Origin of the sequence: Flavobacterium ginsengiterrae (assembly GCF_039539785.1) — a bacterium.
Classification (GTDB): Bacteria; Bacteroidota; Bacteroidia; order Flavobacteriales; family Flavobacteriaceae; genus Flavobacterium; species Flavobacterium ginsengiterrae.
Map to the genome: position 1 here is coordinate 776,715 of NZ_BAABDU010000003.1, position 12,358 is coordinate 789,072.

Below are 12,358 nucleotides of genomic sequence, written 5' to 3' on the forward strand. Positions count from 1 at the left end.
AAATGAGATTTTTAAAATTTATATTTTTTGGTCTTGCATTATGTTTTTCAGCTTGTTCTCAAAATAAAAAAATGAGCAATTTAACAAGTAAAAATTATATTGAAATAATGAGTAATAATACAAAAAGGTACACTTATGAGCCAATGTATTATTTAACTTATGAGCAAAACATTTGCTATTCAGAAATACTTGTAAATGATATTCCTGTTAATAAAAATTTCAAAGAAATGGTTGACGGTGGAACGATTCGTATTAACAATTATATCTTTAAAAGCGGTATTCAGAAAGTAACCGTAAAATTGTATGCTATAGATGATAATAAGGATTTTGATTTTTCAACATTTACAGATGAAACTGATATGAAAATAGATATAGAAGAATCTGATAATGTAAAAAGAGATTTAAAAGGAAAGGAAATAACTAGTTATGTTACTCCAATTGTTTCATTTAAAAATATTGATGGTTATGAAAAAAGTAAATTCGAGGGTTCTGGTAAAACTTACTATGAGGCTACTTTTACTTTTAATGTTGTTGTACCATACGATTTTAACAGTTTAGATAAAGCTCGAGATTTAAGTAAATGGGACAAAGAAATATTAAAAGAAAAAGTAGTGGATTTTTACAAAAAACAATGGAACATAATTAACGAGAAAAGAGTAGATGATTATTTTTCTTTTTTAGAATTAAAAGAAAAAGAAACTTGTCAAAGCGAGTATAGTAATAAAACAGAATTGCAAGAAAATCTAGAGGCTTATCTGCTTCCTTTTACAAATTCAACTTTCAAACTTGAACCAATAGAAAATTATACTGTTAAACTTTATGGCAATGGTAAATTAGTAAGTTTAGAACTCAAAAGTTTAGAGAAAATAATGAGAGGTAAATCAGTTTTGTGGGGTAAATATAAAGACGAGGAAGCTGTAAGAGCAAAGTTCCGAAAATATTATTTGTATATACCAGAAGGAGAAAATGAACTTAAAATTTTGAGATGATGATATAAAAATTTTTGAGGAAAAGTAAATTTTGTTTTTTAATTTGGTAAATAATGGGTTGATTTTTAAAGTTTTATTGAAAAGTTTGTAGTTTTTGTATTTCAAATCCTTAAAATTTAATTGAATTTTGTATTTTGGTCATCCCAAATTTAAATACAAAAACAACATGAAAACCTACTTTATTGCCATCGTAATGATGGTGTTTCCATTCTTGATGCATAGTCAGGATAATGTTAGACTAAAGCAGATCAACATTGTAAAAACAAATTACCAAAATTCTAAAGACGGCGAAATTGTTAATAAAACAATGGTTTTTAAAGATGGTAAACTTCAAACTATTACAACTTCAGATGTCGTACAGCATTTTTACTACAACAAAGGCGGACTGCTGGATATGACTGTAAAAGATAAAATTGGAAGCGACTGGAAAGAAGTAATAAATTATACTTACGACGCTGATAACAACATTACCAAATTTGTTAAAAAATATCAGGAAGGACCTAATTATATTACTAAAGTGGTTTCTTTTGTATATGAAGGAGCAAGAGTAAAAGTAACGACTAAAAAGAGCACAAACCACCAGAATTTAGTTGATGATATTGAATATCTTATTGAAAACGGAATCATTGTAAGACGTACTTCACGCGATAGAAATAAAGCGATTATTGGAAAACTAGAGTATGTTTATGTAAACGATAACGTATCTAGACATAAAGGATTAGTGGGAGATAAAATTTCTAAATCATATACTTATGATGATAAAAAATCAGTAGATCAGTTAATCGTTCAAAGCCTTTTTGGAGATAATTACAAAGTAATTGTACCAATGATTTCTTATCATGAAGATGAATTTGCTTTTGAATCAATTTCATACAACAACGAAATGAATTTCAGTCCTTCTTCTACGGCCTTAGTTGCGGTAAGCAGAAAATACAAATACAACAAATTAAATTTTCCAATTTCGTGTTCTCAAATTGAAGAAAACGGAATTGTAAAAACTGAAAAAACGTTTATTTACGAGTAATTAAATTTTAACTAACTTTTTAAACCATTTATAAAATCAAGTTTTAAAACTGATTTGTAAATGGTTTATTTTTTTGAAATGAATTTAAAATTGAAATTCTATAATTGTAGTAGTTTACAAATGATTAAATTTGTAGCCTTATTTTAAGATATGTTAGAGAAAGAAGTTATAAATTTTGAGAAAACGGTCGTTGTAGGTATCGTAACTCAAAACCAAAGTGAGGAAAAACTTAACGAATATTTAGACGAATTAGAGTTTTTGACTTTCACCGCAGGCGGAGAAGTTATTAAACGCTTTTCGCAAAAAATGGAACGCCCAAATCCAAAGACTTTCGTTGGTACGGGAAAAATAGAAGAAATCAATCTTTTTGTAAAAGAAAACAAAATATCGACAGTAATTTTTGATGATGAATTATCGCCTTCACAGCAAAAAAATATTTCAAGAATTATAGACTGTAAAATCCTTGACAGAACCAACCTGATTCTGGATATTTTTGCGCAAAGAGCCGAGACATCTTATGCAAGAACGCAGGTAGAATTGGCACAATGTATTTATTTACTGCCAAGACTTTCTGGTTTATGGACTCACCTTGAGCGCCAAAAAGGGGGAATTGGTATGCGTGGTCCGGGAGAAACAGAGATTGAGACAGACCGACGAATTGTGCGTGACCGAATTTCGCAGTTAAAAGAGAAAATCAAAACGATTGACAGACAAATGAGTATTCAGCGAAGCAACCGTGGAGCAATGGTTCGTGTAGCGCTCGTGGGTTATACCAATGTTGGAAAATCGACTTTGATGAATGCCATTGGTAAAAGTGAGGTTTTTGTAGAAAATAAATTGTTTGCAACTCTTGATACAACGGTTCGAAAGGTAGTAATTAAAAACCTTCCGTTTTTGCTTTCAGATACCGTTGGATTTATTCGAAAATTGCCGACACAATTAGTAGATTCTTTTAAAAGTACGCTTGATGAGGTTCGCGAGGCCGATTTACTTTTGCATGTGGTAGATATTTCGCATCCTGATTTTGAAGACCATATTGAATCTGTAAATCAGATTTTACAGGAAATCAAAAGCAACGATAAACCAACAATTATGGTTTTTAATAAAATCGATGCTTACAAACATCTGACAATTGATGAAGACGATCTAATTACAGAAAGAACCAGAAAACACTGGATACTTGATGAATGGAAACAAACCTGGATGAGTAATGTAGGTGAGGATAAAGCTTTGTTTATATCAGCGACTCAAAAAGAAAATTTTGAAGAATTCAGGGAAACAGTCTATGAAGCTGTTCGTCAGATCCATATTACAAGATTTCCTTATAATAATTTCCTGTATCCTGATTATAAGGATGCGATTGAAAAGGAAGAAGAATAAAATAAAAAACGGCTTTTGAATCATCAAAAGCCGTTTTTTATTGATTTTATATTAGAATCCGAAATTAATTCCCAGACCAAACACTTGTCTGGTTTGAAGTCCTCTGAAAGCATTATCATCATAAATAGCTTGAAATGCGAAATTTGCCGACAAGAATTTGTTTACTTTCATGATAATATTCAGCGAGTAATTAATGTCTACATTTTGTGGATCTTCAAGATAATTGGAATAAAGATTCAAGGTGTTTTCTGCCGTAACATTGGTCATAATGGCCAATTTATAATAAACAGAAGCATAAAAACCCAGCTCGTAACGCATCGTTTTTCCTTCGTCAACTCCAAAATAGTCGCCATCTACATACGGTAAACCGGTAAACCTGTCAATTCCACTTGTATAAGCATTGTCTACAAAAGTAAATTTTGAAGTCAGCGGCGCAAAGTTTATTTTAAGATTATCATCTTTTGACCAATAAATACCGGGTCCAGTGGTGAGATATCCTGGAGACATGAATTTAGTTTGTTCAGTTCTAATTTCTTTTCCATTAGCATCCTGACCGTAAATATAACCAGTTGTAAATTGGGTTCTAAAATTTACGAAATAAGAGTAATACCATTCGCCAAAAGCTCTTTTTCCAAGAATTGAATTGAATTCAAGGCGGTCATCGGTTTTCTTTCCGAAATCAGTGTTTTTAGTTTGTAAAAGCCCGTATGAAGCAAGAAGTTTGTTGTCCCAGGTTAAATCGTCTTTTTTATAATTAAAGTCGTAGTTTATTCCTAAAGTTCCTGAGAAGCTGTCTTCACCACCAGCAATCCAGTTATTGAAGCTGGATTGGTTTAATAAAAGAGAAACGGTTCCTTTTGCTTTCCAACCTTCTTCTTCAATTGTATCGTTGATTTTTTTTACAGCTTTTTCTGTGTTTTGTACTAATTCTTTTTCTGAATTTTGTGCCTGAACAAAAGTAAAGTTCGCCACGATGCATAGTAAAAATGCCAGCTTTCTCATGGTTATTTAATTTAAGTATATTATCAAATATACTAAAAACCAATTTAAAACGGGCCCTTAATTGCTTGTAAATGCAGGTTATTTCTTAGATTCCTTGTATAGAGGCACTGCCGAACAAGCTTCGCCATACATAATACTTCGGGCAAATGGCTGTAAGTAAGTTGTTGCCAAAATATAAGCTCTCATTGGAACTGGTTTTCTGGAACAGCCTTTTACAATAACGGGTTTACTTTTGTAAACAGAATAATCGATTTTACTTAAGATTTCTTCGTATAGACTAGCGTCTAGATCTTCGATTGTTCCGTTAACGACTTTTTTAGCAAAAGGCGCCAAATGAACGCTTACCAAAATTAATGCCCAAGCGGGAATTATCGCGTCTGTACTGCAGTGTACAGCCACATATTGATCTTGATATTGTGACCAGTCGTGATTTTTAAGATGCTCTCTAAAGTCTTTTTCTTTTAATAAAAATCCTTCTAAAAGCCATTGCGAAATGTCAATCTGCACACGAAATCCTTTTGGATAATAATCTTCCAAATCGAATACTTCTAATGCGCTGTTGGCAACTTTATTGATGATTTCTTCCATGTGAAAAGTTGGTTTCAAGTTTAAAGTTTCAAGTTGAGTAACCTGAAACTTTAAACCTGAAACAAATATTTTTAAAGCATTCCTAATTCTAACTTCGCTTCTTCGCTCATTAAATCTTTGCTCCAAGGAGGATCGAAAGTAATTTCTACGTCTACATCTTTAATGTTTTCGATTGTTTTTACTTTTTCTTCCACTTCTCTAGGTAAACTTTCTGCAACCGGGCAGTTTGGTGAAGTCAATGTCATTAAGATTTTTACTTCGTAATCGGTATTTACCATTACGTCGTAAATTAATCCTAATTCGTAAATATCTACAGGAATCTCAGGATCGTAAATGCCTTTTAAAACTCTTACGATTGATTCTCCTAATTCGTTTGTGTCTATTTCTTGTTCCATTTTTTGTATTTGTTTTTCACCATTAAGGTATTAAGAAAATTAAGTTTGCGCTTTTGAGTTTAAATAATAGCTTAAATTTCTTTTAAGAAAATTAAGCACAACGCTTTATGAAACTTAATGTCTTAATGGTTTAATTTTTTTAATTTTTGTTTTTTGCATCAAATGCCAAAGCGTACATTTTGATGTTTTTGATCATCGAAACCAAACCGTTTGCACGAGTTGCTGATAAATGTTCTTTTAAGCCGATCTCGTCAATAAAATCTGTGTCGGCTTCTAAGATATCTTTTGCTTTTTGGTTGGAGAAAGCACGAATTAAAATCGCAATAATTCCTTTTGTCAAAATAGCATCGCTATCTGCCGTGAAAACAATTTTATCGTCGTTTTCTTCACCTTGTAACCAAACTTTAGACTGACAGCCTTTGATTAAATTATCGTCGGTTTTGTGTTCTTCTTTGATTAACGGAAGACTTTTTCCCAGTTCGATGATGTATTCATAACGCTGCATCCAGTCGTCGAACATTGAAAATTCGTCTATTATTTCGTTTTGAATTTCTTTTATCGTCATAATTATTCTTTAGAAAAATCAACTAATAAATTTACTAGTTTTTCGATTTCTTTTGGAGGAAAACCATTGTCGAAACCTGGAGTTTCATACGTTTTTCCATCTTTTGTTATTTTTAAATTTCCAATTGCGGCGCCGTCATACGTACGTTTGTCTGTTGGTGCTTTTAATGTGGAAAGACTGTCCAAATTTACTTTTGAAAATGCTGAAACGATTTGATTCCATTTGGCTTCATCAATATTGCTTTTTACAGCTTCTGCATTACGTTCTTTAATAACCGAAACCGTTTTGTCTTCAACAACAATACTTTTGTAATATCCTCTAGACATTGCAGAATATTCAATTTGAGTCGATTTCATATCTACTTTTTTTTGACTGCAGCATCCGCCTGTTATGAAAACAGTTAATAGCAATAATGATAGTATTCTCATAAATTTATTTTTTTTAGCTTAACATTGTTTGTGCTTTTTTCACGGCATCAACCATTAAATCAATTTCTTCTTTTGTATTATAGAAAGAAAAAGAAGCACGAATAGTTCCCGGAATACAGAAAAAATTCATAATTGGCTGTGCACAATGATGTCCGGTTCTAACAGCAATTCCTAATTTATCTATAATAGAACCAACATCATACGGGTGAATTCCATCGATATTAAACGAAACTACAGAGGCTTTATTTTTTGTGTTTCCGTAAATTCTGATTCCTTCAATTTCGTTAAGACGTTTTGTGGCGTGTTCTAATAATTCATTTTCGTATTCATGAATTTTATCAAAACCAATTTCGTTTAAATAATCAATTGCAGTTCCTAAAACAATTCCGCCCGCAATATTTGGTGTTCCGGCTTCAAATTTATGAGGAAGATCTGCATAAGTAGTTTTTTCGAAAGTAACTTCTTTAATCATTTCGCCACCGCCCTGATAAGGAGGAAGTTTATTCAGCCATTCTTCTTTTCCGTATAAAATTCCAGTTCCGGTTGGACCGCACATTTTATGACCAGAAAAAGCATAAAAATCGCAATCTAATTCCTGAACATCTGGTTTTAAATGCGGAACAGCCTGAGCACCGTCAATTAAAACCGCAGCGCCAACACCGTGTGCTTTGTCAATAATATATTTGATTGGATTAATTACACCCAATGCATTTGAAATATGATTTACAGTAACGATTTTCGTTTTTTCAGAAAGTAAAGCGTCAAATTCTGAAATGATTAATTCACCATTTTCATCAATCGGAATTACTCTTAAAGTTGCTCCTGTTCGTTCGCATAACATCTGCCAAGGCACAATGTTACTGTGATGTTCTAATGAAGAAACAACCACCTCGTCGCCTGGTTTTAAAATAGAAGCAAAACCGTTTGCCACTAAGTTAATTCCGTGTGTTGTTCCCGAAGTAAAAAGCACTTCGTGAGCATGTTTTGCGTTGATGTGATCTTTTACTTTTCCGCGTGAAATTTCGTAAGCATCAGTAGCTAACTGGCTTAAAGTGTGAACGCCACGGTGAATGTTGGCATTGATTTCGTTATAATATTTTACTTCAGCATCAATTACAACTTTTGGTTTTTGCGAAGTAGCTCCGTTGTCGAAATATACTAATGGCTTTCCGTTTACAGTCTGTGAAAGTATCGGAAAATCAGCTCTTATTTTTTGAATATCTAGCATGTCTTATTTAGAAAAAATCTATTTACAAAAGTACTAAAACTAAATTTGTTTATACAGGAATTCTATAATTTCCTTTTATGATGCCATTGTTACAAGCCGTAAATGCTGATTCTCTAAAAATCGATTCGGTTTTATGAATTATCCCAAACAGAATTATAATTTAAGTTCTAAAAACGTGAACATAAATTATTTATATTGCATTACAAATACCACAAACATGAAAAAATTTCTAAAAGTACTTTTGCTTTTAATAGTCATTGCATTTTTATATTTCGGATTCACCACTTATCCGAAGCTTGATTTAATTTCAGGCTTTTCTGCAAAGAGTGTGGCTTCAGGACATTTTATGGACAATCGTCCATTGGATTTAATTGAAAAAACAGACAACGATATTAAGATGATTGATCTGGCTAAAAATTCGATTGATGAAGCTGGCAAGTTCGCAACTGCTTCGGTTTATGGTTTAAAGGAAAGAAAAGCCATCTACCGTGAAGGTTTAGGAGCAACTTTGATTAATGATGATTTTGATGTTTCGAAACCTTATTTGCTTCCTAAAAGAACCAAATTGAAAAATAATCTTCCTTTTCCATACGGAAATAATGAACGTAAAGATACTTTGCTTGCTGATGTTGATTATTTAAAATTAACTAAAGCAGTTGATAATGCCTTTGATAAAGATGGCGGAAAAAAGAAAAGAACAAGAGCTGTTGTTGTTTTATATAAAGATCAATTAATTGCTGAAAAATACGATACAGGTTTTACTAAAGACAGCAAAATTTTAGGTTGGTCGATGACAAAAAGTATTACAAGTTCGGCTTTTGGAGTTTTGGCAAAACAAGGAAAAATTAATATTTATAAACCCGCTCCAGTTGCAGAATGGAAAAATGACGAACGTAAAAATATTACGCTGAATGATTTATTGCACATGAATTCTGGTTTAGAATGGGAAGAGAATTACAGTAAGATCTGCGATGCTACAAAAATGCTTTTCCAAGCTGAAGATATGGGAAAGGTGCAATTAGAAAAACCGGCACAATTTAAACCGAACACACATTGGAATTATTCGTCAGGAACAACCAATTTATTATCACTGATTTTAAGAAGACAATTTAAAACCCAGCAAGAATATCTTGATTTTTGGTACAGTGCTGTAATTGACAAAATCGGAATGAACTCAATGATTGTTGAACAGGATATGTCGGGAACCTTTGTTGGTTCTTCTTATGCTTGGGCAACACCTCGCGACTGGTCAAAATTCGGATTATTATATCTTCATAAAGGAAACTGGAACGGAGAACAAATTCTAGATGAAAGCTGGGTAAAATACACCGCAACGCCAACAAATACATCAAACGGAAGATACGGAGCGCAATTTTGGTTAAATGCTGGGGGGAAATTCCCGGATGTTCCTCGTGATATGTTTTATTGTAGTGGTTACCAAGGGCAAATGGTGGTGATTATTCCGTCAAAAGATATGGTGATTGTGCGAATGGGAGTGAGAGAAGAAGAACCTGGATTTGATTTTAATGGGTTTTTGAAAGAAGTAATTGCTTCTGTTGGGAAATAATATTTAACCGCAAAGGCGCTAAGTAAAAGCGCAAAGTTCGCAAAGCTTAAATAAAAACCTTGCGAACTTTGCGTAAATCCTTGCGAACCTTGCGGTTAAGAAATATTACAAATCAAATCCTAAATTCACGCCTAATTTCATAGCAATGATTTTAGTAATTCTTTGTTTTAATTCTGGTATTTTGATGCTTTCGATAACGGCATTTGAAAATGCGTACATCAATAAAGCTTTAGCTTCTTTTTTCGGAATTCCGCGAGACTGCATGTAGAACATTGCTGTTTCATCAAGCTGTCCAACTGTACATCCGTGAGAACATTTTACGTCATCAGCAAAAATTTCCAATTGCGGTTTTGCGTTGATTGTTGCTTTGTCGCTCAATAAAATGTTGTTGCTTTTTTGGAAAGCATTTGTTTTCTGCGCTTCTTTTTCTACCAAAACTTTTCCGTTGAAAACTCCAGTCGAACGATCAGAGAAAATTCCTTTATAATCCTGGAAACTTTCGCAGTTTGGTTGCGCGTGGTTTACCAAAGTATAATGGTCAACGTGCTGTTTGTCATTTAAGATCGAAATTCCGTTAAGCGTACTCGTTAATCTTTCTCCGAAATGATAAAAGTTTAAGTTGTTACGAGTCAGATTTCCTCCAAATGAGAAAGTATGAACAGAAGCATGGCTTTCTTGTTGCTGCGAAACAAAAGTATTGTCTACTAAGTTTGCTTCACTATTATCATTTTGGATTTTGTAATAATCAACAATCGCACGTTTTTGAGCGAAAATCTCTGTAACAGAATTTGTTAAAACCGGATTTTCATTCAAACTTTGGTGACGCTCAATAATTTGTACATGTGAATTTTCACCCACAATAACCAAATTTCTTGGCTGAACCATTAAAGCAGCTTCATTTCCGGTTGAGAAATACATAATCTCAATTGGTTTGTCAGCCACTTTTTTCTTTGGAATATTGATAAAAGCTCCTTCAATAGCAAAAGCCGTATTCAACGAAGTCAAACTATCATCTTTGCTTGCAATTTGATTAAAGTAGGTATCAATAACCATTTTATATTTTGGTTTGGTCAATGCCGAAGACATCAAGCAAACATCGATTCCGTCGTGTGTTGTAGAAGACAAATGCGAACTGAAAACACCATCAATAAAAACTAATTTGTACGTGTCAATTTCGTGTAAAAAATATTTTTTTACCTGATTAAATTCGATTGCATTTTCCTGCTTTGGAAAAACCGTAAAGTCATTTTTTAAGATGGCATTTAGCGATGTATATTTCCAGGCTTCTTCTTTTTTGGTTGGAAAACCTTTATTTTCAAAGTTTTTTATAGCATTTGTACGGATGTCATGCAAATCTGAATGCACATCAACACGCTCTTCAAAAGCCATAAAAGACGATACTAATTTTTCTTTTAAATCCATTTTTTTGTTGTTTCCTTCGGATGTTTCAGGTTTCAAGTTTCAGGTTGTTCACTGAAACTTATTCCCTTTGAAATCTTTTTTATTTAGATAAGTGATAAAGTTTTTTATTTTACCGCTTAAATTTTCGTAATCCTTTTTTAAAGCTTCGAATTTTTCTTCTGAAATATATTCAAAATCAAAAACCCGATATAGCTGAGATCTTGTTTCTCCGGCTGAACCTTTTGCAATAGATAAAAATTGTCTAAATTCTAAATTTCCATCTCTTTCAAAACCTTCAGCAATATTATCCATTACTGAACCCGAAGAATCTTTTATTTGACTTTTAAATCTGAGATCTGATTTTAACTCAGTTTGAACTGCAATAAGATGAATTTCTTTTGCTAATCTTCGAGCTTCTTTCCAAATTTCTAAATCTTCAAATCGTGTAATTGTTGCCATTTTTCTGTTTATTTAATTTAAGTTTAAACTTACAAAACATAGTTTAACTTGAAACTAAAAAAACATGAAACCTGAAACAAAAATTTTAGTTTTCTGCCTTAATCCAGTCGTATCCTTTTTCTTCCAATTCGTAAGCCAATTCTTTTCCTCCTGATTTTACGATTCTTCCGTTATAAAGAACGTGAACGAAATCCGGAACGATATAATCTAACAAACGTTGGTAGTGTGTAATAACGATAATTGCGTTTTTCTCGCTTTTTAATTTGTTTACACCATTTGCAACAATTCTTAAAGCATCGATATCAAGACCAGAATCGGTTTCGTCAAGAATAGCCAATTTTGGCTCTAACATAGCCATTTGGAAAATCTCGTTTCTTTTTTTCTCTCCTCCAGAAAAACCTTCGTTAAGAGAACGAGATAAAAATTTACGATCGATTTCTAATAATTCAGATTTCTCACGAATAACTTTCAACATTTCGTTTGCAGGCATTTCTTCCTGTCCGTTTGCTTTACGAGTTTCGTTGATAGCAGTTTTCATAAAGTTAGTTACACTAACTCCAGGAATTTCTACCGGATATTGAAAAGAAAGGAAAACACCTTTGTGCGCTCTTTCTTCTGGCGCAAGATCAGCAAGATCTTCTCCATCAAGAATTACCTCTCCGTCTGTAACTTCATAGTTTTCATTTCCTGCAATTACAGCAGAAAGTGTACTTTTTCCAGAACCGTTTGGCCCCATTATCGCGTGAACTTCTCCAGCTTTTACTTCTATATTAATTCCTTTCAGGATTTCTTTATCACCAATAGCGGCGTGAAGGTTTTTTATTGATAACATTGTTTTTTATTTTATATAAATGTCAATTCTATTTTTGTTGTTTGGTTTAAAACATTGGCATTAAAATGCGCGTGTCCTAAATATTCCATGCCTAAATAATCAGACGTTTTTTTGAACGGAATATAAAAACTGTCTTCTATTATATTGTCGTGTGAATTTGATATTACGCCAATTTTTTTTCCTCTCAGTTTTCTTCCTGTTTCTTTTTCAATTCGGATTAAATCTGAAAAACGATCGAAAAAGACTTTTAAAATCCCGCTCATATTATACCAATAAACAGGCGTTGCAAAAATCAGCGTGTCATATTTTTCGATAATTCCTCTAATTAAAGGCAAAAAATCATCGTCTATATTTTTGCTTTCGTAATCATAATAGGAAATATTATAATCACTTAAATTAACTATATCAATATTATGTTCTTTAGAAAGGGCATCTACAATTTTTGTTGTATTTCCGTTTTTTCTGGAAGAACCTAAAATGATTACTGTTTTGTTTTCCAT

The 12,358-nt window shown here is 32.6% G+C and carries 14 protein-coding genes; 4 read left to right on the forward strand and 10 right to left on the reverse strand.

Annotated features, from left to right (window positions below):
* The first annotated feature begins 2 nt into the window (after positions 1-2).
* The 3 genes from ABD859_RS06270 (at position 3) to hflX (ending at position 3,393) form a co-directional block, all read left to right on the forward strand.
* A complete protein-coding gene (locus ABD859_RS06270; protein ID WP_345141734.1) occupies positions 3-989 on the forward strand; it encodes a hypothetical protein in 987 nt (328 codons plus the stop codon).
* Between the two features lie 166 nt (positions 990-1,155).
* The gene (locus tag ABD859_RS06275; protein WP_345141736.1) at positions 1,156-2,013 is read left to right on the forward strand and encodes a hypothetical protein; all 858 of its coding nucleotides are present in this window, start codon (positions 1,156-1,158) and stop codon (positions 2,011-2,013) included.
* A gap of 150 nt (positions 2,014-2,163) precedes the next feature.
* Positions 2,164-3,393, forward strand: coding sequence for a GTPase HflX (hflX, locus tag ABD859_RS06280; RefSeq protein WP_345141738.1), 1,230 nt, complete (start codon positions 2,164-2,166; stop codon positions 3,391-3,393).
* Positions 3,394-3,444: 51 nt separating this feature from the next.
* Here the strand turns inward: hflX and ABD859_RS06285 are convergent, their stop codons facing one another.
* The 6 genes from ABD859_RS06285 to ABD859_RS06310 all read right to left on the reverse strand — a co-directional run bounded on the left by ABD859_RS06285 (position 3,445) and on the right by ABD859_RS06310 (position 7,599).
* Complete coding sequence (locus ABD859_RS06285) at positions 3,445-4,395, reverse strand: DUF3078 domain-containing protein (RefSeq protein ID WP_345141744.1); 951 nt, start codon at positions 4,393-4,395, stop codon at positions 3,445-3,447.
* A gap of 78 nt (positions 4,396-4,473) precedes the next feature.
* Positions 4,474-4,983, reverse strand: a complete 510-nt coding sequence (locus tag ABD859_RS06290; RefSeq protein WP_345143871.1) for a DUF2480 family protein — start codon at positions 4,981-4,983, stop codon at positions 4,474-4,476.
* A gap of 71 nt (positions 4,984-5,054) precedes the next feature.
* Complete coding sequence (locus ABD859_RS06295) at positions 5,055-5,378, reverse strand: SUF system Fe-S cluster assembly protein (RefSeq protein ID WP_012023258.1); 324 nt, start codon at positions 5,376-5,378, stop codon at positions 5,055-5,057.
* Between the two features lie 139 nt (positions 5,379-5,517).
* Positions 5,518-5,943 carry a SufE family protein gene (locus ABD859_RS06300; protein ID WP_345141748.1) on the reverse strand — a complete coding sequence of 142 codons (426 nt, stop codon included), beginning with the start codon at positions 5,941-5,943 and terminating at the stop codon, positions 5,518-5,520.
* A 2-nt stretch (positions 5,944-5,945) separates the two neighbouring features.
* The gene (locus ABD859_RS06305) at positions 5,946-6,371 is read right to left on the reverse strand and encodes a hypothetical protein (protein ID WP_345141751.1); all 426 of its coding nucleotides are present in this window, start codon (positions 6,369-6,371) and stop codon (positions 5,946-5,948) included.
* A 13-nt stretch (positions 6,372-6,384) separates the two neighbouring features.
* Positions 6,385-7,599, reverse strand: a complete 1,215-nt coding sequence (locus ABD859_RS06310; RefSeq protein ID WP_345141754.1) for an aminotransferase class V-fold PLP-dependent enzyme — start codon at positions 7,597-7,599, stop codon at positions 6,385-6,387.
* 217 nt (positions 7,600-7,816) lie between these two features.
* Here ABD859_RS06310 and ABD859_RS06315 point away from each other — a divergent pair, with 217 nt between their 5' ends.
* A complete protein-coding gene (locus tag ABD859_RS06315; protein WP_345141757.1) occupies positions 7,817-9,166 on the forward strand; it encodes a serine hydrolase domain-containing protein in 1,350 nt (449 codons plus the stop codon).
* Between the two features lie 105 nt (positions 9,167-9,271).
* Here the strand turns inward: ABD859_RS06315 and sufD are convergent, their stop codons facing one another.
* The 4 genes from sufD to ABD859_RS06335 form a co-directional block, all read right to left on the reverse strand.
* Entirely contained in the window at positions 9,272-10,588 is a 1,317-nt protein-coding gene (gene sufD / locus ABD859_RS06320) for a Fe-S cluster assembly protein SufD (protein WP_345141760.1), read from the reverse strand.
* Positions 10,589-10,636: 48 nt separating this feature from the next.
* Complete coding sequence (locus ABD859_RS06325; protein ID WP_345141763.1) at positions 10,637-11,026, reverse strand: four helix bundle protein; 390 nt, start codon at positions 11,024-11,026, stop codon at positions 10,637-10,639.
* An 85-nt stretch (positions 11,027-11,111) separates the two neighbouring features.
* A complete protein-coding gene (gene sufC, locus ABD859_RS06330) occupies positions 11,112-11,858 on the reverse strand; it encodes a Fe-S cluster assembly ATPase SufC (RefSeq protein WP_057121683.1) in 747 nt (248 codons plus the stop codon).
* 11 nt (positions 11,859-11,869) lie between these two features.
* The gene (locus ABD859_RS06335; protein WP_345141767.1) at positions 11,870-12,358 is read right to left on the reverse strand and encodes a flavodoxin family protein; all 489 of its coding nucleotides are present in this window, start codon (positions 12,356-12,358) and stop codon (positions 11,870-11,872) included.